The organism is Streptoverticillium olivoreticuli subsp. olivoreticuli (genome assembly GCF_003391135.1).
Taxonomy (GTDB): Bacteria; Actinomycetota; Actinomycetes; order Streptomycetales; family Streptomycetaceae; genus Streptomyces; species Streptomyces blastmyceticus.
Genome location: NZ_CP031455.1, coordinates 1,377,924 through 1,403,817 on the forward strand (window position 1 = coordinate 1,377,924; position 25,894 = coordinate 1,403,817).

Sequence of the window (25,894 nt, forward strand, 5' to 3'; positions counted from 1 at the left end):
AGCTCCAGCGCCCGCGCCTGGGTGACGTATCGGGCTCGCCGACTCGCGTCAGGTCATCGGCGTCGCCGCCGCGTCATAAGCGGCATGGGCCCGGGTGATCGCGGTGCGGTGTTCCCCCGCCCAGCGGCCCGCCGCCGTGACGGCGGACCGCAAGACCGCGCTGGAGAACTCCGGCCCCGCCTAGAGATGCGTCGGTGCGAACATCCGCAGTACGGCCGGGAGGACGACCACGGACGGGCCCGGGGCGGCGAGGGCCGTGGCCAGGTCGTCGTGGAGGCGGTCGGGGGTGGTGCGTACGGCGGGGACGCCGAAGGAGGCCGCCAGGGCGACGAAGTCGGGGCGGGTCAGTTCCGTCGCCGTGGCCTCGCCGAAGGTGTCGGTCATGTATTCCCGCAGGATGCCGTAACCGCCGTCGTCGACGATCAGCCAGGTGACCGGCAGGTCGTACTGTCCGGCGGTGGCCAGTTCGGCGATGGAGTACATCGCCCCGCCGTCGCCGGAGACGGCCAGCACCGGGCGGGCGGGGTCCGCCACCGCGGCTCCCAGGGCGGCGGGGAAGCCGTAGCCCAGGCCGCCCGCGCCCTGCGCCGAGTGGAAGGGCGCCGTGCGGGGGTCGAAGGCGGACCAGGCCCAGTAACCGAGGATCGTCATGTCCCAGAAGCTCGGGGCGTCGTCGGGCAGCGCGTCGCGCACGGCGGCCAGCACCCGTTGTTCGGTCTTGAGGTCCTGTGCGTCGATGCGGGCGTGGACCCGTTCCAGCAGGGCACGGGCCTCGTCGGCGGCCGTGCCGCGGGTGCGGCCGGCGACGGTGTCGGCGAGCGCGTCCAGGGCGAGGGCCGCGTCGGCGTGCAGGCCCAGGGCGTGGTGGTTGGACTCCAGTTTGCCGAGGTCCGCCTCGATCTGGATCATCCGGCCGCGCGGGTGGAACGTGTGGTAGTTGGAGGAGAGTTCGCCCAGGCCCGAGCCGACGACGAGCAGGACGTCGGCCTGCTCCAGGAAGTCGGTCGTGTGCCGGTCCTCCAGCCACGACCGCAGCGACAGCGGGTGCTCCCAGGGGAAGGCTCCCTTGCCTCCGAAGGTGCAGGCGACCGGGGCGTCCAGTTTCTCCGCCAGCCTCCGCAGGGCCACGTGGGCGCGGGCCCGTACGACTCCGCCGCCCGCGAGGATCACCGGCCGCTCGGCCGCGTCGAGGGCCGCCGCCGCTTCCTCGATCAGCTCCGGCCGGGGCGGCAGGGGCCGGGGGTCGGCGGGGAGCGCGCGGACGGGCGGGACGCCCGCGGGGGCGAGCAGGACGTCCTGCGGGATCTCCACCCAGACCGGCCCGGCGGGTGCCTCCAGCGCGGAGCGCCAGGCGTCGGCGAGCGCGGAGGGTATCTGCGAGGCGTGCCGTACGGTGTGCACGCTCTTGACGACGTCGCGGAACGACGCCTGCTGGTCGCGGAGTTCGTGCAGGTATCCCTTGCGGCCGCCGCCGAGCCCGGCCGCCGGGATCTGGCTGGAGATGCCGAGTACGGGCACCGACGCGGCGGCCGACTCCTGGAGGGCGGCGAGCGTCATCAGGGCACCGGGGCCGGTGGAGACGAGCAAGGGGGTCACGCCGCCGGTGACACGGGCGTGGGCGTCGGCCGCGAAGCCCGCGTTGTTCTCGACGCGCAGGCCCACGTAGCGCAGCGCGGTGCGGCGCAGCGCGTCGAAGAGGCCGAGGGCGTGCTGGCCGGGCAGTCCGAAGACGGTGGTGGCACCGAGCGCCGTGAGCGATTCGAGGACCAGGTCTCCGCCGGTGCGGGTGGGGTGCGCGGTGCTCATGGGCGTGCTGCCTTCCGGGGTGCGGTTGCGGTCCTGGCTTGACAGGGATTGTGCCAGTGGGCCGGGCGGGGGCGTCCTCAGAGCTCCGTGCGGGACCTGCCCAGCTGACCCGTGCCGGAGCGTACGGCCCAGAAGAAGACGGCCAGCGCGAAGGCCGCGACCGTGAAGGAGTCGTAGGGCGCGGGCAGCCGGCCCGAGCCCTTGAAGGTGCCGAGCCAGGACAGGGCGGTCAGGACCGTCAGATGGACGACCAGCCAGGCGCCCGTGCGCAGTTCGGTCAGGAGCGGGGCGTCGTCGGGGACGGACCGCCGCATCGCCAGGAAGATCAGCAGGCCCGCCAGCACGAGGGGCAGGGCCAGGCGCAGGTCGTGCCAGCCGGACCAGTACACGAACTCGCTGGACACCACGAAGCTGACGGGCGCGATCCAGCGCAGGCCGGGCACCCAGCCCGCCAGGCCACCGCCGTCCGGGTCGGCCCGGAAGACGGCGGCGGCGACCGCGGAGGCGGCGTAGATCAGGAGGTACATGTCGCCCATGACGCTGACGATGTGCTGCCAGCCGCCGAAGGGCAGCAGGAAGATCACAATCACGGCGAGGTTCAGGGCGAGGGCCCGGTGCGGGATGCCGTAGCGGGGGCTGACCTGCATGAAGGCGCGGGGGATCGTGCGGTTCTTGGCGAGGGCGTAGGTGTGGCGGGCGTCGAGCGCCACGCCCACGTACGCCGAGCCGCCGGGCGAGACCACCGCGTCCGCGTACAGCAGGCTGGAGAGCCAGTGCAGGTTGAGGATCAGGGCCAGCTGACCGAACGGCGACTCGAAGCTGACGCCCTGCCAGCCGTGGCCGAGGAGGTGCTCGGGGACGGTGAAGAGGAAGGCGAGTTGGAGGGCGAGGTACATCAGGACCGCCAGGCCGATGCCGGTGAGCACGGAGGCGGGGATGGTGCGGCGGGGGTTGCGGGTCTCGCCGGAGAAGTCCAGCGGTGCCTGGAAGCCGTTGACGGAGTAGACGATGCCGCCGCCGGCGAGCGCGGACAGGCAGGCGGCGTAGCCGTACGGGGCGAATCCGCCGTGGTCGGTCAGGCGTCCGGAGTGCCGGCCGGAGGCGAACAGGGCGATCACGGTGATCACCGGCACGACGATCTTGAAGACCGAGACGAGGTTGTTCAGCCGGGCGAACGCCCGGACCGTGAACCAGTTCAGGGCGGTCAGCACCACGCTCAGCGCCACGGCGATGCCCAGGCCGAAGGCGCTGAGCGAGTGGCCGTGGTAGATGTCCGGCAGGTAGTGGTCGGCGTACTGCATGATCGCGCTGATCTCGGCCGCGGTGCCGCCCACGGACAGCAGGACCGACCAGCCGACGAGCGTGCCGACCAGTCTGCCGCTCGCGTAAAGCGGCCAGCGGACCGTGCCGCCGCCCTCCGGCCGTGACGCGCCGAGCTCGATCATGACGAGGGCGACGAGGCCGCAGAGCAGGCCCGCGCCGACCCAGGAGAGCAGCGCCGCGGGTCCGGCCGTCTGGGCGGCGTACATGGCGGCGAAGAGCCAGCCGGAGCCGACGATGTTGGAGAACCCGATCGCGGTGAGGCCCCAGAACCCGAGGTCCCGGTGCAAGCGGCGCTCCTGAACGAGCACGGGCGGCGCGACGGCCTCACCCGTCATCTGACGATCCGACACGACGGCCTCCTCGTTCACTGATCCGGCGACAGAAACGGATTCTCCCCCTGTCGCCCGCGCTCGCTGCCGGGCGCTCGCACTCCAGTCAAAAGATGGCAATGGTTTTCACTCATGATTGATATGAAAATCATTTCCATCTAGCGTGGACTGTCGTCGCACCCGGAACACCGCGGCCCTGCACGTCCGGTACCACCCGAAGGAGCACCATATGTCCGCCGCCCCAGTCCCCCGCCTTCCCCGGCCGTCCGTACGGACCGTGTTCGCTGCCGCCCTGGCGACCCTGACGGCCGTGACCGCGACCGCCTGCTCGACCTCCTCCTCGAAGACGGCGGACACCGCATCGACAGGCGACGGCTCCGGCAAGGTGATCCAGGTGGTGGCCGCGGAGAACTTCTGGGGAAGCATCGCCACCCAGCTCGGCGGCAGCCACGCCCACGTGAGCAGCATCATCACCAACCCCGCCACCGATCCCCACGACTACGAGCCGACCTCCGCCGACGCCCGTACGGTGGCCGGCGCCCGGTACGCGATCGTCAACGGCATCGGCTACGACGCCTGGGCCGACAAGCTGCTCGCCGCCAACACGGCCGCAGGGCGGACCGAGTTGAAGGTCGGCGACCTGGTCGGGGTCAAGCCGGGCGGCAACCCGCACCGCTGGTACGCGCCCGGCGACGTCCACAAGGTGATCGAGAGGATCACCGCGGACTACAAGAAGGCCGATCCGGCCGACGCCACGTACTTCGACCAGCGGAAGACCGCCTTCGAGACCAAGGACCTGGCCTCGTACGACAAGCTCATATCGGACATCAAGAGCAAGTACCAGGGGACGCCCATCGGCGCCTCGGAATCCATCGTCACGCCGCTCGCCGAGGGGCTGGGCCTGAAGATGCTCACCCCCGGGACGTTCCTCGACGCGATGAGCGAGGGCACCGACCCCACGGCCGAGGACAAGGCCGCCATCGACGAGCAGATCAAGAACAAGCAGATCAAGATCTACGTCTACAACAGCCAGAACTCCACGCCGGACGTGCAGGCACAGGTCAAGGCGGCCAAGGACGCGGGCATCCCCGTGGCCACCGTGACCGAGACCCTGGCCCCCGCCGACGCCACGTTCCAGCAGTGGCAGACCACCCAGCTCCAGGGAATCGAGCAGGCCCTGGCCAAGGCCACCGGGCGGTGAACCGCGCGATGCCCACGACAGCGAAGTTCCACGACGCCGGGGCCGACAGCGGGGTTCGGCGGCCCCGGACGGCGGGCCGTGCCGAGGTGGTGCGGGACGGGAGCGAGCCGGTGCTCGACCTGCGCGACGTGGCCGTCCGCGTGGGCGGCCGCACCCTGTGGTCCGGTGTGAACATCCGCGTCGGCGCGGGAGAGTTCACCGCCGTCCTCGGTCCGAACGGGGTCGGCAAGTCCACCATGATCAAGGTCCTGCTCGGCGCACTGCCCGCCGCGCAGGGCGAGGTCCGGGTCCTCGGGGCCCGTCCCGGGCAGGCCAACGACCGCATCGGCTACCTGCCGCAGCGCCGTAGCTTCGACGCCTCGATGCGCATCCGCGGCATCGACGTGGTCCGCATGGGCCTGGACGGCGACCGCTGGGGCGTCCCTCTGCCGCTCCCGACCGCCCGGCGCCGGGCCGCCCGCGAACGTGTCGCCGAAGTCGTCGAGCTGGTGGGGGCGTCGGCGTACGCGCACCGGCCCATCGGGCAGTGCTCGGGTGGCGAGCAGCAGCGGCTGCTGATCGCCCAGGCTCTCGTCCGCCGCCCCCGGCTGGTGCTGCTGGACGAGCCCTTGGACAGCCTCGACCTGTCCCATCAGAGCGCGGTCGCCGCGCTCATAGGGCGGATCTGTCATCACGAGGGCGTGGCCGTGGTCATGGTCGCCCACGACGTGAACCCGATACTCCACCACCTCGACCGCGTCGTGTACCTGGCCGCGGGCGGGAGTGCCACCGGGACCCCGCGGGAGGTGATCACCTCCGGGACCCTGACGGGGCTCTACGGCACGCCGGTCGAGGTGCTGACCGCCTCCGACGGCAGGCTGGTGGTCGTCGGCCAGCCGGAGGTACCGGCGCCGCACACCGGCCGGCACGCGCCATCCGGTGGTGGCCATGCTGTCGGCTGACCCCGCTTCCCCGGCCTGGTCCTGGGACCTCGTCGGAGACTTCCGGCTGATGTGGTCGTACCCGTTCATGGTCAACGCCTTTCGCGCGGGCGCGATCGTGGCCGTGGTCTCCGCGGTCGTCGGATGGTTCGTGGTCCTGCGGCGGCAGACCTTCGCCGCCCACACCGTTTCCACCGTCGCGTTCCCCGGCGCCGCCGGGGCCGTCCTGCTCGGTGTCGGCGCGGTCTACGGCTACTTCACCCTCTGCGTCGCCGCCGCCCTGGTCATCGCCGTGCTCCGGGGCGGCGGCGACCGCGAGGAATCCGCGCTGACCGGTACGGTGCAGGCCTTCCTGCTCGCCTGCGGCTTCCTGTTCATCGCCCTGTACAAAGGGCTGTTGGGCGGACCGCAGGCGATCCTGTTCGGCACCTTCCTGGGCATCACCGCACACCAGGTGAGCGTGCTGCTCGGCGTGAGCGTCGTCGTGCTCGCGGTACTGGCGCTGATCGGGCGGCCGTTGCTGTTCTCCTCCGTCGACCCGCAGGTCGCCGCCGGACGCGGCGTCCCGGTGCGGGCGCTGTCCGTGGTCTTCCTGGTGCTGCTCGGGGCGGCGACGGCGGAGGCCGGTCAGATCACCGGGACCCTGCTGGTCTTCGCCCTGATGGTGATCCCCGCCGCCACGGCCCGGACCGTCACCGCCCGCCCGGCCGCGAGCCTCGCCCTGGCCGTGCTGCTGGCCTGCGCGGCCACCTGGCTCGGGCTGGTCGCCGCCTACTACTCGCCCTACCCGCTGGGCTTCTTCGTGACCTCGTTCGCCTTCGCCGGATACCTCCTCGCGCTGGGTCTGCGCGCGCTGCACGGCCTGCTCGGAAGGACCCGCGTTCCCCTGCCGGCCGAGGAGGCCGCCCGATGACCTTCCTGTCGGCAGGCTCGCCGCTGTCCCAGCCGTTCTTCCAGCACGCCCTGCTCGCCGGAACGTCGATCGCCGTCGCGTGCGGGCTGGTCGGCTGCTTCCTCGTCCTGCGCGCCCAGGTCTTCAGCGCCGACGCGCTCAGCCACGTCGCCTTCACCGGCGCCATGGCCGCCCTCGCCCTCGGCTACGACCTGCGCCTCGGGCTGTTCACCGGAACCATCGCCATCGCGCTGCTCTTCGGCACCCTCGGGCGCGAGGCCCGCCCGGACGACGTCGTCATAGGAAGCGTCTTCTCCTGGATCCTCGGCCTGGGCGCCTTCCTCATCACCCTCTACACCACGTCCCGCAGCACCACCGACGGCAGTGCCGGAGTCAGTGTCCTGTTCGGATCGGTCTTCGGTATCTCCTCCGCCCACACAGCCACCGCCGCTCTCCTCGCGGGAGGCATCTGCCTGGTGATGCTGCTCATCGCCCGGCCGCTGCTGTTCACCACCGTCGACGAGGCCGTGGCCGCCGCCCGGGGGGTTCCCGTCCGACTGCTCGGCCACGGCTTCCTCGCCGTGGCCGGAGCCGCCGCCGCCGAGGCCACCCAGGCGGTCGGCTCCCTGCTGCTGCTCGGTCTGCTCGCCGCGCCCGCCGGGGCCGCGATCCGCCTGACCGACCGGCCGTACCGGGCGCTCGCCCTGTCCGCCGGCCTGGCGGTGCTGGAGATGTGGGCTGGGCTCTTCGCCTCGTACGCCATACCGAAGATGCCGCCCAGCTTCGCCGTCATGGCCGCCGCCACCGCGGTCTACGCGGCCACTTTCCTGGTACGGCGACCCACCACCCGCCCACGGGTCGGCACCGCGCCCCCCGTGGGCGCATGAGCGAAGGAACGGCGATGGCAGGCGACCGACCGCGCGTCGCACCACCGCAGGATGTGGCGCTGATCGGACGCTCCACGCAGCAGCGCGCCACAGTCCTGGCCGCGCTCGTCACGGCGGAAGGCTTCGTCAGCGCCCGGGCCTTGTACAACCGGCTGCTGAACGGCGGTTCGCCCGTCGGCCTCTCCACGGTCTACCGCACGCTGACCGCGCTCGCCGCGGCCGATCGCGCCGATGTCGTCCGCGACACCAACGGCGAACGCCTCTTCCGCTACCGCCCCGGCCCCGACCACCGCCACTACCTGATCTGCACGGAGTGCGGCCTCAGCCTGCCCGTCGACTCCGGCCCGGTGGAGAAGTGGGCGGAGAGGATCGCGAGGACATCGGAGTTCGCGAACGTCCGGCACACCGTCGAACTCGCCGGTGTCTGCCCCGACTGCGGCCGCAGGCACGTACGGGCCCCGTGACGGGGCGGACACCGCCCCGTCACGGAACGGTCTAGCCCAGTTCGAGGCTCGTGACGCCGTGGACGCGGTCCTCGCGCGTCGGGGGTACGGGGCCCGTGTACATGCGGACCGTGTGGGAGCTGGGGGTCAGGCCGCGGGACGTGGCGAGGGCCGTGGCGGTGCGGTGGGGTTCGGGGATGTCGATCCAGACCTCGTCGTCGGGGCCGAGGTGGGCCGTGAGGGCGTCGAACAGCGCTTCCGCGCCCTGGGGCGTATCGGCGAACAGCGGGCCTATCCGCCGGCCGTCGCGCGCGGGCCGGATCACTCCGTAGCCGGTGACCCGCCCGTCGTCCAGGTGGACGTAGGCGGTGTGGCCGGGGGCGGTCAGCCAGCGGGCGAGAAAGGCGCGCCGCTCGGCGGGGAAACACTGCCGGTCGTACGTGGCGACGGCGTCGAGGTGGGCCGAGGTGACGGGGACGACGGCCGTCGTCGCCGGAGCCGTGGCGCCGCCGGGGCGGCCCGCGTAGCGGATGGTGGTGTAGGCGGTGGCGAACCCGGCGCGCGCGTAGGTGGCTTGCTGGGCGGGCACCGCGTCCAGGCCGACCGTACGGGTCCCGGCGTGCGGGAACGCGGCGCGCCAGGTGGCCAGGCCGCGCCCCTGGCCGCGGTGGTCGGGATGGACGAGGTAGTAGCCGAGGAAGGCGTAGTCCGGGGAGTAGGTGACGACCGAGACCGCGGAGACGATCCGGTCGCCGAGGCGGCCGATGAAGAAGCCGGCCGGGTCGGTGGGGTGGAAGCAGGCGAGGTCGCCGGTGCCGGGGTTCCAGCCTTCCGCGGCGGCCCACTCCGCGACGAGGTGCCAGTCGTCCGGCGTGGCCCGGGTGACGGTGAAGGCGTCGGGGGCGCCGGGCGCGGGAGTCTCGTCGGAGGTGCGCGGGTGCGGGAGTCGGCCGAGGGGGTTCATGCGGGTTGTTCGTTCCTTCCCGGAAAGGTGACGGAGTGGTCGGAGAGGTCAGATGAGGTCCATCGCGGCGACCTCGTCGGGCCGTCCGTAGCTGACGGGCCCTTGGAAGCGGCGGCGGGCGCTGGCGAACCACCAGACGGTGGCGATCAGCAGGACGGCACCGAGCGCGATCGGCGCGTAGTTGAAGGAGGTGACGGTGAGCGGGGAGGCCTGGGGCAGCATGAACAGCACGTTGCTGATCACGATCCAGGTCACGGCGACGCGCGCGATGGGCTTGCCGTAGCGCCCGAGGTTCCAGGGGCCGGGCTCGAAGCTGTCGTCCAGCCGCAGGCGCAGGAAGATGGGGACGCCGTAGGCGAGGAAGAGGCCGACGACGTTGACGCTCACGACGGCGGTGAACGCGGTGTGGGACCACCAGCCGGGCAGGACCAGCACCAGCGGGCAGGCGGCGGCGAGCCACACGGCCTTGACGGGGGTGCGGGTGCGCGAGGAGACCGAGTGCCACCAGCGGGAGCCGGGCATCGCCCCGTCCCGGGAGAAGGCGAAGATCTGGCGGGTGTTGCTGGTCATGTTGGCGAGGCCGCAGAAGAGCATGGCGCCGATCACGATCAGCAGGAGCAGCCTGGCGGTGCCCATGCCGAGCGCGTCGACGAGGATCTGCACCGGGGGCGCCGACGCGTCCGCTTCCCCGTCGTAGTCGCGGATCGCGTAGACCAGGGCCAGCATGAGGATCAGTCCGGTGAGCGCGGAACAGACGATGGCGCGCATGATGCCGCGGGGCGCGTTGACGGTCGCTTTGACGGTCTCCTCCGACATATGGAAACTGCCGTCGAATCCGGTGAAGGTCCAGCTGGTGACGAGCAGACCGAGCATTCCGCCGTAGATCGCGCTGTCGAATCCGGTGTTGTTGACGAAATGGGTCGCGTACGAGACCGGTTGGTGCTGGTCGGGGGTCACCGTGAGCGTCACGACGATCACGACCATGCCGACCAGCAGCCACCATACGGAGATCCGGTTCACCACGGCGACGAGCTGGACCGTATAGGTGTTGGCGAGCGCCTGGAGCAGCAGGATCACGGCGGTGATGCCGACGGTGTGCCGGGGATCGGGGTCGTAGGACGGCCACTGCATGGCGATGAAGGCCTGGATGAAGGTGGCGGCCGCGTAGTTGGTGGCGGCCGTGCCGCCCACCTGTCCCACGAAATTGAGCCAGCCCGTGTACCAGGACCAGGCGCCGCGGTGCCGCTTGGCGAGTTTGCCCGCGGAGAAATACAGGGCGCCGCTGGTCGGGTAGGCGGAGGCGATTTCCCCCATGGCGGCGCCGACGAAGAGGACCATGACGGACACGCCGATCCAGCCGAACACGAGAATCCGCGGGCCGCCGGCCGTCATTCCGAATCCGAAGGAGGAGAAGATCCCGGAAATGATATTGATGATCGTGAAGGATATCGCGAAATTGTCGAAGGCCCGGAACCGGCGGGTCAGTTTCCGCGGGTAGCCCATGGCGTGCAGCGTCGCGTCGTCGTCCAGGGCGAGGGGCGCCGTTTGGCGGCGGGCTCTCATGCGGACGAGGAATGCGGGTTCGGGCACAGCCACAGCCTTTCTGATGGATTGACGGTACAGCCGTCGGGGCGCGCCGGACGGCTCGATCCGGTCGCCGGGACGGTCAGGCGGCGGGGACGGGAAGTCCGCAGAGGCGTCTGACGCGGGTCAGTTGCTCCTCGGGATCGCCGAACGCGCTCCAGGGCATCCGCGAAGCGTACGGGCCCATGGCCGTGAGGACGGCACGCGCCTCGTTCTCACGGTGCGACATGAACAGCGCGTGCGCCAGATAGGCGAGGTCCAGCACCGGGGTGAAGCGGTAGCCGGCCACGTGCGGGAACCAGTTCTCGTAGACCCCCATGGCCGTTGTCCGCCACTGGTGTTGCTCCCATGTGCGGTGCGCCAGCGGAGCGGCCGGGTCGTGGTCCTGGACCAGGGTCACCAGCGGGAGCAGGCGCAACGGCGAGGACGCGGGTGCCCGTTGACCGAGGAACGCGGCCACGTCCCACGCCGCGTTCGCCGAACCGCCGTGCCGGCTGAAGAAGAACGCCAGAAAGCGGTGGTGCGCCTCGCGGTGCCAGGGATCGAGACGGAGGATGCGGGCCAGCAGCGACCAGGGCCCCGGCGGCGCGGTGAGAAGGCCGCGCGGGGCGGGGTCGCGGGGCCGGTGATAGCGGGCCAGCGTCAGCTTCGCGACCAGGGGTGTGGGGTCCGCCGGTGACATTTCCGCGGCGCGTTCGCATGCTGCCAGCGCGATGCGCCCGAGGGCGACGGCGCGCCGGTCGCGTTCGTCGGCGGCGCGCAGTGCCCGCAGCACCGCCACGCGCGCCCAGAGCAACGCGGCTTCCGCGCCCGGCTCTTCGGCGAGCCAGCGCTCCGCCAGATCGGAATCCGCCGCCTCCGACGCGAGTACCGACGACCGGTGGGCCCGCAATCCGAAATCCTCCCGCGCTTCTTCCAGTACGTCGTGTGCGCTCAGGTATCGCCCTGCCTGTACGTCCACGCAGGCGCGCGCCAGTCGATGGTCCCCGGCCGCCGGATGCCAGACGTACTGCCCCTCGAATAATCCAGCGGTCATGCTCTCCTGCCGATCCTGCCGACGACACCGCCCATGCCGAACTCGGCCCGTAACTCTCCCCCGGCCCCTCGGCAGCACGCCACACCCTACTCAGCATCAAGTCGAAACGGAACGGGTCATCCGAATTACCTGGTTCAGCAGCATTTTCCAGGCCCTTCGGAGTTGCGCTCGGACTCTCGCCTTTCATCGATATCGAGTAGACCGCTGGCATATGCCACTCGAATCCCCACGAACACCCGGGAGCGGCCCGCACCGATCCCGGAGGATGCCGGGCGCTTCCGGCGAGCGGCCTGATGGCGCAGGGCCCCGGAACGGCGCAGCGCGGTGGCACGTCCCGTACTGGCGACACGTCGGTGCAGAAGCTCGTTCTCGCTCGGCCCCGCTGCGCCGAGCCCGAAGTAGACCAAGCCGTAACCGGCCGCGGCGAAACCCATGGATACCGCACCTGTGAACACGGCGGTGGCGCCGAGGAGGAGCAGGCCGCTCGCGCTCACGCCGAGGCTCACCAGGACCACGCGCTCACCACTGCCCGTGAACCGGGCGGCGAGCGGTGCGAGATGACTCCCGATGCCTGAGCAGACGAATCCGGCGCAGGCGAGCGCGGCGAAGAGCATGGCACCCGATTCCGGCGCTCCGGTGAAAGCCGCGGCACGGCCGGGCGCAAGGAGTTCGACCGTGGTCAGGGCGCTGCCGGCGGCGCCCGCGCTGAGGAGTATCCGGCGGACGAGCGCGTCGCGTGCGCCCAGCCGCAGTCCGTCCGCGACGGTTACCGGGATGCTCCGGAGTACGGCACGCAGAGTGCTGGGTTGGCGGGGCGGCTCGGGCAGGGCCGTGAGGACGTACAGCACGAAGACGGTCTCGGCCACCGCGCCGAGCAGCGGTGGGACGGAGAGAGGGACTATCAGTCCGGAGGTCGCTTCACTCAGCCGGGCGCCGATGTCGGGGCCGCGGCCGAGCAGCCAGGGAAGGGCACCGCCGACGAGGGTACCCGTGGCGAGTGCGACGGATATCGCGGTGCCCCCGCGAGCCAGGCCCGTGCGCAGCTCGGCGTCGGGGCCGGAGTGGGCCTGGACAGCATCGACGTACCAGGCCTCGGCGGGGCCGCTGGACAGGGCGCGGCCCGCGCCCATGAGGGCCATGCCGAGGGTGAGTGCCCAGGAGGAGGTGCCCAGCCCTTGGAGGGTGAACGCGGCCAGGTTCAGCAGGCCGGCGGAGGCCAGCACGGTGCGGCGCCCCAGTACGTCGCACAGCCCGCCGGTGGGCAGTTCCAGCGCGGTGGCGGCGAGGGAGTGCGCGACGAAGAAACCCGCGACGGCCAGGCCCAAGGGGAGCCAGAACAGGACGCAGGCTGTGACGTAACGGCGGCGCGCGGCCCGTAAGTCCAACGGCCCGGTCACAATGCTCCCTCGGCGTCCGGCGCCACCGGGTCCGGGGCACGGGGTGCGAGGGGCAGTCCGGCGGTGATGAGCACGACGTGCGCGGCACGGGGGTCGGCTTCGTCGCGGGTGGTGAGTTCCGCCAGCTTCCGGTCGAGGGCCTCCCACAGTTCGGCGAGCGACTCTGGGGTCAGGCGGGGCATCGTCGCTGATCCCGGCCGACTCCAGCCATTCCGGGCCCAGCCTCCCGGCGGCGACGTCCGCCTCGTACCGGGCGAGCGATGCCTCCAGGTGCTGGACCTGGCGTGCACGGGAGAGGCCGAGAAAAGCCCGGCTGTCCGGTGAGGTGTTCATCGCCTTGTTGTCCCAGGAGGTCACCGCGTGCACCGCCCGCCAGCGACGCTCCCGCCCGTCACGGTGCTCCGCCTCGGCGACGAACGCGTACTTCGCCAGAACTCGCAGGTGATAGCTGGTCGAAGCGGACGACTCCCCGGTCCTGACGGCGAGTTCACTCGCGGTGGCCGCCCCGTCCTGCCGCAGCAGCCCGAGCAACCGGATGCGCAAGGGGTGTGTGAGGGCCTTCAGGACCCCTTCGAGAGGAACTCTGCCCGGCGCCGCCAGATACGCTGATCGTCTGTCGGACGGGAGGGATCACGGTGAGCCAGTACTTCAGCGTGGGTGACGAGACCCTGTGGAATCCATCCAACGGCGCATCCCGGATGTTCCTGAACCAAGTCGCGATCTTCGAAGTGGAGTTGGGCATCCCGTCCGGCCTCGGCCCCATGGAGGCCGACGAGTGCCAGGTCGACCCGGCCGCCTTCGCGGCTTTCACCGACGCCCTGCTGCATGGCACCGGAAGACGCACCATGCCGTCATACTCGCGCTCTCCGAGGGATTCGTCGCCACCGTGCTGGCCCTGGCCGGACGCGCGGGCGCCGAGGTGCGCTGGACACCACCTGAAGCCGACCCCGGCGAGGGACTCAGAGATGTACAGGCCGGCCCAGCCGTTCCTGCCGCCGTGGATGACGAGGCTTGGAGGGCGGGGCTGCGGGCGAAGTCGCGGGAACTGGACCGATTCATGGCACGCTGATCGGTCCTGAGCCTCCCCCGCAATGCGGCAACGTACAGGCACGCGACAAGCTACGCCTCACCCGGAAAGGAACTGAATGACTGGGATGTCAGAATCGGCTGTGGTGAGCAAAGACTGGTCTCCAGCAGAGTAAAGCCGCTGGTCATCTCCTGTGGTCCCCGCGCATGCGGGGGTGGTCCCGGCGGAACTCTGTCGGGCACTTACAACGAATCGTGGTCCCCGCGCATGCGGGGGTGGTCCCCAGCGGGTCATCACCCCGCTGATCAGTGATTCGTGGTCCCCGCGCATGCGGGGGTGGTCCCTCATGGGACCCAAACCAACCCATGCCCATTCAGTGGTCCCCGCGCATGCGGGGGTGGTCCCTCCGCCCGTCAGGACTTCCTGTCGGACCCCATGTGGTCCCCGCGCATGCGGGGGTGGTCCCGTTTCTCGAAGCTGTGGGAAGAGGAGGGAGACGTGGTCCCCGCGCATGCGGGGGTGGTCCCGGGTCGGGCCGCAGTCCCGGCAAGGAGGGAAAGTGGTCCCCGCGCATGCGGGGGTGGTCCCACATCGAGCAGGACCCCATTCCCGGGACCTGAGTGGTCCCCGCGCATGCGGGGGTGGTCCCTGGATGTTGGGGTACGGGCTCTTGGCGGGGGTGTGGTCCCCGCGCATGCGGGGGTGGTCCCGTCCCCGCTACCTGGTAGGTGTCGTTCGTTGTGTGGTCCCCGCGCATGCGGGGGTGGTCCCTATGCCACACCGAAGAGCGGAATGCAATGGGGGTGGTCCCCGCGCATGCGGGGGTGGTCCCAGTGCCGACTGGCGGACCAGCGCCACAGCGGAGTGGTCCCCGCGCATGCGGGGGTGGTCCCAGGCCGTTCGAAGTGACCTGCTGAGTGATGTGGTGGTCCCCGCGCATGCGGGGGTGGTCCGCGGGTTGCCTGTGAGGGCGCGTTCGGTGAGGCGTGGTCCCCGCGCATGCGGGGGTGGTCCCCGGCGTAGACGCCCCCCCCCAGGTGGCCGTAGCGGTGGTCCCCGCGCATGCGGGGGTGGTCCCACCGCGAGCCGGACGGCCCCGTCGTCGAGGAGGTGGTCCCCGCGCATGCGGGGGTGGTCCCGATCGTGAGGCCATCAGCTGCCGCCTTCGTTGGTGGTCCCCGCGCATGCGGGGGTGGTCCCTACGTTGCGCAGTACGGCAGTTCCGTTGACCTGTGGTCCCCGCGCATGCGGGGGTGGTCCCTGTCCGGCGTGGTCTCGTACACCAGGTACACGGTGGTCCCCGCGCATGCGGGGGTGGTCCCGCGGCAAACGCCGTGGCCCGCGGGTTCGCGGTGTGGTCCCCGCGCATGTGGAGGGGATGAGCCTTCGACAATTCCGTCGCAGCATTCGGCTTTCACTCACCCCCAGCATCCGCAGGGGCGCCGGGAGCAGGGCTCGTGGAACAGCGTTCGATCGCCTGCAGTCGACGAGAGCCTCAAGTTCACGTGCGCTGCCCCGGATGGAGCGCCTGCAGGAATGGTGACGGGGTCCGTGGAGTGGAAACAGGTGCCGCGAGTGGCCAGAACGCGGTAGGTATTGAGTGCGCAGGTGAGGTAGTCGTCGGGGCCCACCTTTCTCATGGCCGGGTCGCGGCTTTCCTCCGGGTGCGCTTCCCAGCCTTCCGGGGTGCGGATCAGGTCAGGGCCGATGATCATCGCTCCGTAGTCGTACTCCAGGCCCTGGGCGGTGTAGATGCAGCCGATCTGTTCATGGCCTCCGTCGCCAGTCGCCCAGTACACGCGACCGGGAACACGGGGCGCGGAGGGTGAGGTCTGGTCGGCGCGGAGGTTCCACGGCCGTTCCCATAGAGACCTCCGGTGGAAGCGGCGGGTGGGCAAGGGCCTCCCACTGCCAGCAGAAGCCGGCCGTTGTGCGGGCACCGTTCCCGGCTTCGGTATGAGTGTTGACCCAGGTACCCAGGGCGCAAGGGTGAGGAGCGACGGTGAGGTCGTAGTCGTTGCCGGTCCACGGCTCAGGGCTGTGTGTGCTGGAGAAGAGGGTGTCGACCCAGCACTGATCGGCCTGTGAGCCACTGCAACGGAATTGGGTGACCAGATCGATGTGCTGGAAGCCGGGTCCCACAGTTCGCGCAGAGTTGCGCTCTCTCCGGGGCTGATGATCTGGCGTTCGTCGTCGAGAACCGCTCGGCACAGGCATCGAAGAAGCCCGGCTCCTGGATCCGCTGCGGAGATGGCCGACGTCTTCGCCTATCTGCTCCGGCTGGCCGACGTCCTGGACCTCGATCTCACCGAGGCCCTGAAAGAGAAGATCGAGATCAACCGCCGCCGCTACCCCACCCACCTGGCCCGTGGCCGCGCTGACAAATACACGGCTCTGGGGGAGAGTCGGTGAAGATCTTTATGCAGCCGGCCAGCAGGGCCAGACGAATCGTCGCCGACCACCCCATGCCGCTTCAGCTCCTTCAGTCGCTCAGCACATAAACGACCACCTGGCCGGCAGGACCACCGGCTGGTGGGCTCCCAGCCGCGAGAAGCACTTCGCCTGGCACCGCGCCCACACCTCCGGCAGCAAGCGCTACTTCATGCAGCAGATCGCCCTACGGCCGCCCCCACCGATTTGGTCGGGGTAGGGATCAGCGGCACAGGCATGACGACGGTGGCGAACACCACTTGGATCGTCGTCTGCACCCACAAGTAGATCGGCGTGTCCGCGGCCAAGAGCAGCCACTCCGGCAGCAGGAGCACCGCTGCCATGATCGCCCGAAACTTCCCCGGCTCCATCCGGTGTCGGGTGAGTCCAGCAGAGATGGCGATGATCAGCGTCGGAAGTCCGACCACCAAGCACATGAAGACTGCCATGTGGAGGTGTTCGAGGAAGGATTCCCAGAGCGGGAGACTCTCGAAGGAGTTGAACTTCGGCTCCAACGCCCTGGGCCCTACCAGCCCTATGAACACCCAGCCCACAGCGAAGACGAACACGTATCCCAGGATGGCTCGGGCCAACCGCCACGCGACTACTCGTCCTGGCCAGGAGATGTAGGCATCGGACATTGTCAACAGCCCCTCGCTCAGCGTCCGTCGGTCCACGCTGGAGGTCGCCCGATGCCGACAGCGACCGGTGGCGGCAATAGCGGAACAGGCATAAGAGCCACGGCGAACACCACTTGCACGCCGATCTGGATGTACAGGATGAGCTGGGTGCCCACGAACAGCAGGGGCCACACCGGGAGCAGGAGCAGGCCCACCATCAGCGCCCTGAACTCCCCTGAGCCCATTTTTCGCGAAGGAGTCCAGCGCTCAAGATGATGACGATGGATGGCAGTCCGATCATCACCAGCATGGTGAGGCCGGCGCCCGATGGCGCAATGCCCGTCAGCCCAGCATCGATTGACGCTCGAGGTGTGGATCGAGAGACATCGCATTCTTCGCCCGATCGAGCGCCCCCTCAGGAGCCGCCCCGCCGGGGTTCTCGGTGGCGAGTGCCTGGTTGAGGGCGGCGAAGGGGCGCATGCGTTCCTCGTAGCGCGCGAACGCGGTGTGGTGGTCGCCGTCCGACCCGGCGAGCTCGTCGGCCAGTACGTACGCGCCGACCAGGGCCAGGCTGGTGCCCTGGCCGGACAGTGGGGACGGGCAGTGGGCCGCGTCGCCGATCAGTGTCGCCCGGCCGGTGGACCAGCGGTCCATGTGGATCTGCGCCATCGCGTCGAAGTAGAAGTCGGGGGCCGCCCACATGGCCTCCAGCAGCTTCGGGGTGTCGCCGCCCAGGTGGGCCATCCGGTCGGCGAGGAGCGACTTCTGCCGCTCGGTGTCGCGGTGGTCGTGGTCGATCGGGTCGGACATGAAGCCGAGGGTGGCCCTGAGCTCGGTGTTGTCGCGCGCCGGATAGACGCAGTAGGTCGCGGCGGTGTCCTGGAGCCACACCTGCCAGTCGTCGAGGCCCAGGAAGTTGTCGGTGGTGAAGACCGCCAGGTGGGAGCCGAGGTGCCGGATGAACTGCGCCTCCTCGCCGAAGGCCAGGTGCCGCACCTTGGAGTGCAGGCCGTCGGCGCCGACGACGAGGTCGAAGGTCCGGGGCCGGCCGTGCTCGAAGCGGGCGTGGACGCCGTCCCGGTCCTGTTCCAGGGCGGTCAGGGAGTCGCCGAAGAGGAACTCGACGCCGTCGCCCAGGTGCCGGTGGAGCAGGTGCGTGAGGTCCTCGCGCAGCAGCTCGATGTCGTCGCTGTCGAGGCGGCCGCTGCTGTACGTCATCTCGGTGGAGCGCCAGAGTTCGTTGCCTTCGCCGTCGAGCATCGACATTCCGCGCATCGTGGTGCGGACCTGCCGCGCCTCCGCCAGGAGGCCCATCCGGTCGAGGACGTCGAGCGCGACGCCGCGAACGTCGATCGCCTGGCCGCCCGGGCGGATTCCGGGGGCGCGTTCGAGCACGGTCGGCGCGAAGCCGTGGTGCCGCAGCCGGTGGGCGAGGGTGAGCCCGGCGACGCCGGCGCCGGAGATGAGAACGGTCTTCACGGGGACTCCTTCGTACGGTGTACGCCTTGAATGTACGACGTACGCACAGGCTGGTACAAGGGCTGTTTTCCGCTCTGCACTAGGCCAGATACGACTGATTCAGCCATCGCCCCTGCTAGCCTCTGCGCTAGTACAGCTCCAGGACAGGGAGAAAGAGACAGAAGATGGCCGCGCACACCACCCCGCCCTACCTGCGCATCGCAGCCGAGATCCGGCGCCGCATCGTCGACGGCGAGCTGGCCCCCGGCGACCGGGTTCCCTCGACGCGCCGGATCGCCGAGGAATGGGACGTCGCACTGGCCACCGCCACGAAGGCGCTGACCACCCTGCGCCAGGAGGGGCTGGTGCGGGCGCAGGAGCGGGTGGGCACCGTGGTGGCGGGCCCGCAGCATCGCGCCGTACCGGCCCGTCCTCGTACAACCGCCGCCCCTGAGCGCGAGCTGACGCGTGAGCGCATCGTGCGCACCGCCATCGAGATCGCCGATACGGAAGGGCTGGCCGCACTGTCCATGCGGGGGGTCGCGGCACGCCTGGGCGCCGCGACCATGTCGCCTTACCGCTATGTGAACAGCAAGGACGACCTCGTGCTGCTGATGGCCGACACGGTGCTCGGCCGGCTGCCCCGCCCTTCCCGGGCCCCCGCCGCCTGGAGGGCCCGGCTGGAGCTGGGTGCCCGGTCGCTCTGGGCGGTGCACCGCGCGCATCCCTGGCTGGCGCACATCGGCCCGCTCACCCGCCCGTTGATGCTGCCCAACTTGATGACCTATTCGGAGCTGATGCTGAGCGCGCTCGACGGGCACGGCCTCGACCCGACGACCATGCTCAATCTGAACGTCCTCCTCTACAGCCACGTCCAGGGGCTCGCCGTGCAGTTGGAGCGCGAAGCCCAGGCCCAGAGCGTCACGGGGCTGTCCGAGGACCAGTGGATGGACACCCAGACACCCGCTCTCGCGGCACTCGCCGCGTCCGGCGACTACCCGACGTTCGCCCGGGTCATCACCGCGCTCACGGAGACCGGCTACGACCTGCACCTCGACGAGCTCTTCGAGATCGGCCTCACGTCGATGCTCGACGGCATGGCCGTCCTCATCGAGGGCCGCCGCGCGCAGCGTTCGCAAGACATCTAGACATGGCTGAAATTCTTTGATCCCGCCGTAAATTGAGCATCGACGAGTGGTTGTTGTCACTGCCATCATGGGCGGCTGATCCTTGCCGATCACCCCCGACAGACAGGAATCACCCATGCTCAGACGGTTGTGCACGTTCGTCGCGACCCTGGCGGTCATCTGGACCATGGCCGTGGGCACCGCCACCGCCCAGGCCGAGCCGGGGAAGCGCGTCTACAACGCCATGCAGATCGTCTTCAGCCCGTCCGCGCCGGACGCCTTCTGCACGATCGGCGCGGTGGGTGGCGACAAGTACGGGCGCAAGATAGCCATATCGGCGGGCCACTGCGTCAACGCCCCGGGCTACGCGGACCGTGACATCCGCGAAGACATCATCCCCGTCTACCACCGGCAGGATCTCGCGTTCGGTCCGATCGGGTACGTGCGGTACTTCAAGGACCGCGAGGGGTCGATGACGGGTCACCCGACCAAGGACTACATGATCATCGAGCTGGTGGCGGGGGTGACGCCCTCCTCACAGGGGCCGCTCCTGAAGCAGACCGGTGAGCTGGAGGTTCCCGGAGGGCGCGTCAGCCCGAACGCCCTCAGCCCCGCGCTCGACAACGAGCGTCTGCTCGGCGCCGACTGGTTCAACAACAACGAGCTCGTCGTGTCGGGTCAGCTCGGCATATGGTACGGGCGCGTCACGAACAACAAGGACGGCATCTACCAGTCCCACGCGCAGCACAAGGCCGGCGACTCGGGCGGGCCGGCCATCTGGCACGTGCCGGGCAGCGAGTACCCCTCCCAGGCCAACGGCTTCCATGCCTCGGGCCCCTGGGCCGGCATCACCAAGGCGATCGTCCTCGGGATTCCGCCGTACGTGTACACCAGCTCGGCGAACATCCTCGCCGACCTGCGCGCCCGGGACGCCGCCGACCCCGCCGGCGTCTACGGCGCGGGCTTCAAGGTGACCACCAACCCGTGACTACCATCCCCTGAGCCGCTCCGCCCCGGGACGCGCTCGGGCCGCCGGGTGCGTCACTCGCGTACGGGCACGGTGTTCGCCACCGCCGTGACGTGGAGTTCGCCGTTGTCGACGAGGTCGCCGAGCTCGATGGTGCGGTAGGTCGTGGCCGCCGGCGGGGTCACCCGCAGATAGGCCGCCTGGCGCGCCGCGCTGCCGGAGTGGGTCCAGGCGACGACGGCCTGGGCCGTGCCGCCGGGTCGGACGCGTACGACCTTGTTGCCCGGGTCGTCGGCGTACCAGGTGTTGCCCCGGATCGCGTGCGCGGACAGCTCCTCGTGCCGCGCGTTCTCCAGTCCCAGGCCCGGGTATCCCCGCAGGGCGCACTCCCGGCCGCCGGTGTTCCTGAACTCCAGCGTGCCCCCTGCATGGTTCATCCCGCCGCCGAGGCGGTTGTGGAACGAGACGCTCAGATCCGCGGCCGCGCAGGTCGCGAGCCCGGCCGCGGCCGTCGGCGCCTCCTGGGCGACGGCTCCGGTGGTGAGCCCGGCGCTCAGCACGACGGCGGCGGCTCCGGCGAGGGCGAGTTTCGCGTTCATGCGGGGTATCACTGTGCGCTCCTTCGTACGGGTGCGGTGCGACCTGATCAAGGTCACGGGCCGCCTACCCCTCGGGCGTTCGCTCGAACACCCGGGGGGCGAGAACCGGCCACGCGCGTCCGCGCTCGACGCGGTGGCTTCCGCCGCTCCCGGCAGGGCTCGCCCCCCGCGCGAGCCCTGCCGGTCGGTGCGGTCAGTCCTCCCGTACGGCCAGGGACTCCAGACCGCCCGGCAGCGGGGTCGTGTGGACGACGCCCAGCCGCTGGGTCGGCCGGGTGAGCGCGACATAGAGGTCGCTCACCCCGAGCTCCGCGGGTTCCGCCACGATCACCGTGTCGAATTCCAGGCCCTTGGCCTGCCGAGGGTCGAGCAGGACGACCGGGCTGGTCAGATCCGGGGCGGGGCCGGTGGAGGCGGCCGGGAGCGCGGCGGACAGGGCCGAGTGGTGCGCGCGAGGGGCGATCACCGCGAGGCGGGCTCCGTCGCGGGCCTCCCGGGCGACGGCGTCGGCGACCGCGCGGGGCAGGTCCCCTGTGCGGTGCGCCCAGGGCCGTACGCCCGTGGAGCGGACCGAGCGCGGCGGCGCGAAGGAGGGGTCCGCGGACCGGATCACCGCCGCCGCGACGTCCATGATCTCGGCGGGGGTGCGGTAGTTGACGCCGAGCCTGACGTGTTCCCAGCGGTCGCCGACGAACGGCTGGAGGATCGCCTCCCACGCGCCGCAGCCGCCCGGCTCCGCGGTCTGCGCCGGGTCGCCGACCAGGGTCATCGAGCGGGTCGGGCAGCGGCGCATCAGCAGCCGCCACATCATGGCGGACAGCTCCTGCGCCTCGTCCACGATGATGTGGCCGAACGCCCAGGTGCGGTCGGCGGCGGCGCGCTCGGCGGCGCTGCGGTGGTCCGCCTCCTCGTGCCGGTCGGCGAGCCGTTCGGCGTCGACCAGGTCGTGGGCGGCGAGCACCTCGGAGTCCTCGTCCTCGCGCTCCTCGAACTCCTGGGTCCGGGAGCCGTAGGAGAGGTCGAGCACGCCCTGTGCGTAGGCGATGCGCTCCTGGCGCTCGGCCTCGGCGACGGCGCGGGCGGCCGAGTCGTCCTCACCGAGGAGTTCGGCGGCCTCGTCCAGGAGCGGGACGTCCGCGGGGGTCCAGGGGCCGCCCGCGCGGCGGATCGCGGCCGCGTCGGCGTCCGGGAGGTGGACGGGGTCGGCGAGGAAGTCGGCGACCAGCTCCTGAGGCGTGAGGAGCGGCCACAACTCGTCCATGGCGGCACGGACTTCGGCGCTGGCCGCGACGGACTTGCCGAGCTGGGCGATGTCGTCGGGGCCGAGGAGGTTCGGCCCGCCGTACGGATCCGCGCCGATGCGGTCGGCCAGCTGGGCGGTCAGCGCGTCGATGACGCGGAAGGCGAAGTACGGGCGGGCGAGGTTGTGCGGCAGGCCGGTGGCGCGCGCCCGGCGCCGGGCCTCGTCCGCGACGGCCGCGTCCAGCCGCAGCTCGCCGTCCTCGTGGTCGATGACCCGTACGGGGTCGGGCAGGGTCTGCCGGTCCGTCACGAAGCGGGCCAGGGCGTCGGCCATCGCGGCGGCGCCCTTGGCCTCGGCGGCACGGGCGGTGTCGGTGCCGGTCGCGGTCACGCCCGGGAAGAGCTCGCCGGGCGTGGCGAGCAGGACGCCCGTCTCGCCGAGCGAGGGCAGCACCTCGCCGATGTAGCCGAGGAACGCCGGGTTGGGCCCGACGATCAGCACGGCGCGGCGGGCCAGTTGCTCCCGGTGGGCGTACAGCAGGAAGGCCGCTCGGTGCAGGGCCACCACGGTCTTCCCGGTGCCCGGGCCGCCTTCGACGACGAGGACGCCGTGGTGGGGCGCCCGGATGATCCGGTCCTGTTCGGCCTGGATGGTCTGCACGATGTCGTGCATCCGGCCGGTGCGCGCCGCGTCGAGCGCGGCGAGCAGTACGGCGTCCGCGTCGGTGCCCTCGTGTCCGGTGCGTCGGGTGTCGGCGAGGTCCAGGATCTCGTCGTGCAGGGCGGTGACCCGGGGGCCTTCGGTGGTGATGTGGCGCCTGCGGCGCAGCCCCATCGGGGTGTGGCCGGTGGCGAGGTAGAAGGGGCGCGCGACCTCGGCCCGCCAGTCGACGATCAGCGGGGTGCGGTCGGCGTCGTCGCGGCGCATGCCGATCCGGCCGATGTGGTGGTCGCGGCCGTCACGGAAGGCGAGGCGGCCGAAGCATAGGCCGTTCTCGCCGGCGTTGAAGGCGGCGAGCAGGCCGGACCGTTCGGCCACGAGCACGTCGCGCTCCAGGCGCGCCTGGAGGGTGTTCCCCCTCGGCGACAGGGCCGCCTCGACCGCCGCTTCGGCTTCGCCGCGCAGTTCGGCGAGGCGTCCGTGGAGCAGATCGATGAATTCCTGCTCGCGACGCATTTCCTCGTTTGACAATTCGACTCCCGCCCGGATATGATGCACTCATAAAGCTTCTCCACGCCCCGAGTTGATCGGGGCGTGGAATTTTCCAATATACGCAGAGAAATACCCCGGCCGTCAATACGGTCCGGGGTATTTCTTTTTCCCGAGGAGACGGGCGGACGCCCGGCGGGCCGGCGTCAGCGGGCCAGGCGGCCCAGCAGGGAGGCCGCGGCGGCGATGCCGAGGAGCGCCGCGAAGGTGAGGACGGCGAAGTCGACGGCGAGATGGGCGGGCGTGCCGATGAGCAGGCCGCGCAGGGCGTCCACCTCGTAGCTGAGCGGGTTGGCCATGCTGACGACCTTGAGCCAGGTCGGCATCACCGCGACGGGGTAGAGCGCGTTGGAGCCGAAGAAGAGCGGCATGGTGATGGCCTGGCCGATGCCCATCAGGCGGTCGCGGGTCAGGACGATCCCGGCGATCGACATGGACAGGCAGGAGAAGAAGGCCGATCCGAGCAGCACCACCACGACGACACCCAGCAGCTTCAGCGGGTTCCAGGACAGGGCGACGCCCAGCACCGCGGCGAGCGCGATGACGACCACGGCCTGGATCAGCGCCTTCAGGCCCGCGGCGAAGGCCTTGCCGGTGACCAGGGCCGCCCGGGGCGTGGGGGTCACCAGCAGCTTGGTCAGGACCCCGGAGTCCCGCTCCCAGATGATCATGATGCCGTAGAAGATGGCGATGAACATCGCCGACTGCGCGATGATCCCGGGCGCGAGGTAGTCGAGATACGGGACGTTCCCGGTGGGGATGGCGCGGATCCGGGTGAAGGTCTCGCCGAAGATCAGCAGCCACAGGGCGGGCTGGACGGCCCGGGTGTAGAGCTCCGTGCGGTCGTGGCGCAGCTTCTGCAGCTCCACCGCGCACATGGCCCACGTGCGGGCCGGTATCACCCGCCAGCCGCCGCGCGGGCGGGGCGGCGTCAGCAGCAGGGCGAAGGGCTGCTCCGACGGGGCGGTGGCGTCAGCCGACGCGGGAGGCGGTGCGGCGGGTGCGGCGGACATCGCGGAACTCCCCTCGCTGCTCGTCGGCTCCGGGCTCGTCCAGTCCGCTCCCGGCGTAGTGCCGGAAGACGTCCTCCAGGGTCGGGGGCCCGGTGTCCTCCCCGCCCGCTTCCCGGCGGTGGGTGACCAGCGCGCTCTTGAGCTCCTCCGGCGTGCCGAGCGCGCGGATCCGCCCCCGGTGCATGAGGGCCACGCGGTCGCAGCGCCGGTCGGCCTCCTCCATGGAGTGGGTGGTGACCAGCACCGTCATCCCGGTGCCGGCGCGTATTCGGTTGATGCGGTCCCACACGCTGTCCCGGGCGATCGGGTCCAGGCCGACGGTCGGCTCGTCCAGGATCATCAGCCGGGGCGCGCTGACCAGGGCCTGCGCCAGCTCCAGCCGGCGGACCATGCCACCGGAGTACGTGGCCACCAGGCGGCCCGCGACATCGGCGAGGCCGACCGCCTCCAGCGCCTGCGCCACGCGGGCGGGGCGTTCGCGGCGGGGCGCGTCGAAGACCCGGGCGAAGAGCGCGACGTTCTCCCGGCCGGTCAGGGTGCCGTCGGCGGACAGCTGCTGCGGGACGTAGCCGAGCAGGCGCCGCACCGCCATCTTCTGGCGGGCCGCGTCGTGCCCGAAGACCTCGACGGCCCCGGGCGGCACGGGCAGCAGGGTCGTGATCGCCCGCATGGTCGTGGTCTTGCCCGCGCCGTTGGGGCCGAGGAGACCGAAGACCTCGCCGGGGGCGACCGAGAGGTCCAGCCCGTCGACTGCGGTGACGTGCCCGAAGGCGTAGTGCAGTCCGGTGCAGCGGACCGCGGGGACAGGGGTGCTCACGGATGCGGTCATGGTGCCTCCCCGGTGTCGCGGAGCGACTGGGCGAGCCTTCGCAGGGCGGGCAGCGCCGCGGCCAGGGCAGCCCTGTCCTCGGCCGCGAGGGTCCGCACCCGCGCGTGGAAGAGCGCGCTGCGCCGGGCGTCCCAGGACCGTAGCCGCTCCCGGCAGGCGGGGGTCGGATACAGCATGGCGACGCGGCCGTCGCGCGGGTCGGCCTCGCGGCGCAGCAGCCCGGCCTTGACCAACTGGTTGACCAGGGTGCTGACGGAATTGGCCGCCAGATAGAGCTCTTTGGCGGCGGCGGAGACCCCTATGCCGGGGCGCTCCGTGACGACCCGCAGGAGTTCGGCCTGGGCACCGCGCAGGCGCGGCTTCGTCAGTCCGGCCCACAGTCTGCGCCGGACCAGTCGATGGATACCCGTCAGGACTCCGGCGAGATCGTCGGAGAGGCCGTCTGCGCTCACTCTTCCAGCGTACCTCTGCATGAGAGGTATTGAAGAGCCCCGGCGGGGGCGCCGCCGGGGCTCGCACGCGTCGGCGGCGTCCCCGTCGATGGGCCCCGTTTTCCGTGAACAGCAGCTTCTTATTCCGCTCGGGTTCGG

At 71.0% G+C, this 25,894-nt stretch carries 22 protein-coding genes, 3 pseudogenes and 1 CRISPR repeat array; of the genes and pseudogenes, 9 read left to right on the forward strand and 16 right to left on the reverse strand.

The window, feature by feature from the left end:
- Positions 1-180: 180 nt before the first annotated feature.
- Positions 181-1,806 (reverse strand): thiamine pyrophosphate-binding protein, encoded by a 1,626-nt coding sequence (locus DXZ73_RS06000; RefSeq protein WP_116209975.1) that lies wholly within the window; start codon positions 1,804-1,806, stop codon positions 181-183.
- 77 nt (positions 1,807-1,883) lie between these two features.
- Positions 1,884-3,464, reverse strand: a complete 1,581-nt coding sequence (locus DXZ73_RS06005; protein ID WP_116215442.1) for an APC family permease — start codon at positions 3,462-3,464, stop codon at positions 1,884-1,886.
- Between the two features lie 223 nt (positions 3,465-3,687).
- On the opposite strand from DXZ73_RS06005, the gene DXZ73_RS06010 reads away from it, so the two are divergent.
- From DXZ73_RS06010 to DXZ73_RS06030, 5 genes are read left to right on the forward strand one after another with little or no spacing between them, the layout of a single operon-like run.
- Positions 3,688-4,659: a metal ABC transporter solute-binding protein, Zn/Mn family gene (locus tag DXZ73_RS06010; RefSeq protein WP_116209976.1), complete on the forward strand. Its 972-nt coding sequence runs from the start codon at positions 3,688-3,690 to the stop codon at positions 4,657-4,659.
- A gap of 8 nt (positions 4,660-4,667) precedes the next feature.
- Positions 4,668-5,600, forward strand: coding sequence for a metal ABC transporter ATP-binding protein (locus DXZ73_RS06015; RefSeq protein WP_116215443.1), 933 nt, complete (start codon positions 4,668-4,670; stop codon positions 5,598-5,600).
- On the forward strand, positions 5,587-6,492 hold the full coding sequence (locus DXZ73_RS06020; RefSeq protein WP_116215444.1) for a metal ABC transporter permease: 906 nt from the start codon (positions 5,587-5,589) through the stop codon (positions 6,490-6,492). The genes DXZ73_RS06015 and DXZ73_RS06020 overlap by 14 nt, the downstream gene beginning before the upstream one ends.
- A complete protein-coding gene (locus tag DXZ73_RS06025; protein WP_116209977.1) occupies positions 6,489-7,358 on the forward strand; it encodes a metal ABC transporter permease in 870 nt (289 codons plus the stop codon). The genes DXZ73_RS06020 and DXZ73_RS06025 overlap by 4 nt, the downstream gene beginning before the upstream one ends.
- Before the next feature lie 14 nt (positions 7,359-7,372).
- Positions 7,373-7,822, forward strand: coding sequence for a Fur family transcriptional regulator (locus DXZ73_RS06030; RefSeq protein WP_116209978.1), 450 nt, complete (start codon positions 7,373-7,375; stop codon positions 7,820-7,822).
- A 31-nt stretch (positions 7,823-7,853) separates the two neighbouring features.
- Here DXZ73_RS06030 and DXZ73_RS37935 read toward each other — a convergent pair whose 3' ends face one another.
- From DXZ73_RS37935 to DXZ73_RS06060, 5 genes and pseudogenes are all read right to left on the reverse strand, one after another.
- The gene (locus DXZ73_RS37935; protein WP_162890060.1) at positions 7,854-8,765 is read right to left on the reverse strand and encodes a GNAT family N-acetyltransferase; all 912 of its coding nucleotides are present in this window, start codon (positions 8,763-8,765) and stop codon (positions 7,854-7,856) included.
- Between the two features lie 48 nt (positions 8,766-8,813).
- Positions 8,814-10,268: an amino acid permease gene (locus tag DXZ73_RS06045; protein WP_116215445.1), complete on the reverse strand. Its 1,455-nt coding sequence runs from the start codon at positions 10,266-10,268 to the stop codon at positions 8,814-8,816.
- Positions 10,269-10,431: 163 nt separating this feature from the next.
- Positions 10,432-11,385, reverse strand: coding sequence for a hypothetical protein (locus DXZ73_RS06050; protein WP_116209981.1), 954 nt, complete (start codon positions 11,383-11,385; stop codon positions 10,432-10,434).
- A gap of 134 nt (positions 11,386-11,519) precedes the next feature.
- Complete coding sequence (locus DXZ73_RS06055) at positions 11,520-12,782, reverse strand: MFS transporter (protein ID WP_205519119.1); 1,263 nt, start codon at positions 12,780-12,782, stop codon at positions 11,520-11,522.
- Positions 12,779-13,382: pseudogene (locus tag DXZ73_RS06060) on the reverse strand (helix-turn-helix domain-containing protein). The gene DXZ73_RS06055 and the pseudogene DXZ73_RS06060 overlap by 4 nt, the downstream one beginning before the upstream one ends.
- 53 nt (positions 13,383-13,435) lie before the next feature.
- On the opposite strand from DXZ73_RS06060, the pseudogene DXZ73_RS39300 reads away from it, so the two are divergent.
- Positions 13,436-13,788: pseudogene (locus DXZ73_RS39300) on the forward strand (DUF6086 family protein); the annotation flags it as partial.
- 214 nt (positions 13,789-14,002) lie between these two features.
- Positions 14,003-15,131: a CRISPR direct-repeat array (repeat unit 29 nt; unit sequence GTGGTCCCCGCGCATGCGGGGGTGGTCCC).
- 96 nt (positions 15,132-15,227) lie between these two features.
- On the opposite strand, the gene DXZ73_RS40535 reads toward DXZ73_RS39300, so the two are convergent.
- Positions 15,228-15,749, reverse strand: coding sequence for a DNA/RNA helicase domain-containing protein (locus DXZ73_RS40535; RefSeq protein WP_425315819.1), 522 nt, complete (start codon positions 15,747-15,749; stop codon positions 15,228-15,230).
- Positions 15,724-16,026 (reverse strand): annotated as a pseudogene (locus DXZ73_RS40540) (DNA/RNA helicase domain-containing protein); the annotation flags it as partial. The pseudogene DXZ73_RS40540 and the gene DXZ73_RS40535, both read right to left, overlap by 26 nt.
- Positions 16,027-16,059: 33 nt before the next feature.
- On the opposite strand from DXZ73_RS40540, the gene DXZ73_RS06080 reads away from it, so the two are divergent.
- A complete protein-coding gene (locus DXZ73_RS06080; RefSeq protein ID WP_240351223.1) occupies positions 16,060-16,221 on the forward strand; it encodes a hypothetical protein in 162 nt (53 codons plus the stop codon).
- Between the two features lie 188 nt (positions 16,222-16,409).
- Here the strand turns inward: DXZ73_RS06080 and DXZ73_RS06085 are convergent, their stop codons facing one another.
- Together DXZ73_RS06085 and DXZ73_RS06095 are read right to left on the reverse strand one after the other, a co-directional pair.
- The gene (locus DXZ73_RS06085; protein WP_162890063.1) at positions 16,410-16,808 is read right to left on the reverse strand and encodes a hypothetical protein; all 399 of its coding nucleotides are present in this window, start codon (positions 16,806-16,808) and stop codon (positions 16,410-16,412) included.
- A 393-nt stretch (positions 16,809-17,201) separates the two neighbouring features.
- On the reverse strand, positions 17,202-18,338 hold the full coding sequence (locus DXZ73_RS06095; protein ID WP_116209985.1) for an FAD-dependent monooxygenase: 1,137 nt from the start codon (positions 18,336-18,338) through the stop codon (positions 17,202-17,204).
- Between the two features lie 164 nt (positions 18,339-18,502).
- Here DXZ73_RS06095 and DXZ73_RS06100 point away from each other — a divergent pair, with 164 nt between their 5' ends.
- Positions 18,503-19,465 carry a TetR/AcrR family transcriptional regulator C-terminal domain-containing protein gene (locus DXZ73_RS06100; protein WP_116209986.1) on the forward strand — a complete coding sequence of 321 codons (963 nt, stop codon included), beginning with the start codon at positions 18,503-18,505 and terminating at the stop codon, positions 19,463-19,465.
- Positions 19,466-19,580: 115 nt separating this feature from the next.
- Positions 19,581-20,432 (forward strand): hypothetical protein, encoded by an 852-nt coding sequence (locus DXZ73_RS06105; protein WP_240351224.1) that lies wholly within the window; start codon positions 19,581-19,583, stop codon positions 20,430-20,432.
- A 53-nt stretch (positions 20,433-20,485) separates the two neighbouring features.
- Here the strand turns inward: DXZ73_RS06105 and DXZ73_RS06110 are convergent, their stop codons facing one another.
- The 5 genes from DXZ73_RS06110 to DXZ73_RS06130 form a co-directional block, all read right to left on the reverse strand.
- Complete coding sequence (locus DXZ73_RS06110) at positions 20,486-21,067, reverse strand: DUF4232 domain-containing protein (protein ID WP_162890064.1); 582 nt, start codon at positions 21,065-21,067, stop codon at positions 20,486-20,488.
- 136 nt (positions 21,068-21,203) lie between these two features.
- Complete coding sequence (locus tag DXZ73_RS06115) at positions 21,204-23,429, reverse strand: HelD family protein (RefSeq protein WP_116209988.1); 2,226 nt, start codon at positions 23,427-23,429, stop codon at positions 21,204-21,206.
- 179 nt (positions 23,430-23,608) lie between these two features.
- Positions 23,609-24,475, reverse strand: a complete 867-nt coding sequence (locus tag DXZ73_RS06120) for an ABC transporter permease (protein WP_116209989.1) — start codon at positions 24,473-24,475, stop codon at positions 23,609-23,611.
- Positions 24,435-25,304 (reverse strand): ABC transporter ATP-binding protein, encoded by an 870-nt coding sequence (locus DXZ73_RS06125; protein ID WP_116209990.1) that lies wholly within the window; start codon positions 25,302-25,304, stop codon positions 24,435-24,437. The genes DXZ73_RS06120 and DXZ73_RS06125 overlap by 41 nt, the downstream gene beginning before the upstream one ends.
- Positions 25,301-25,756, reverse strand: coding sequence for a MarR family winged helix-turn-helix transcriptional regulator (locus tag DXZ73_RS06130; RefSeq protein ID WP_116209991.1), 456 nt, complete (start codon positions 25,754-25,756; stop codon positions 25,301-25,303). The genes DXZ73_RS06125 and DXZ73_RS06130 overlap by 4 nt, the downstream gene beginning before the upstream one ends.
- Positions 25,757-25,894: the final 138 nt, after the last annotated feature.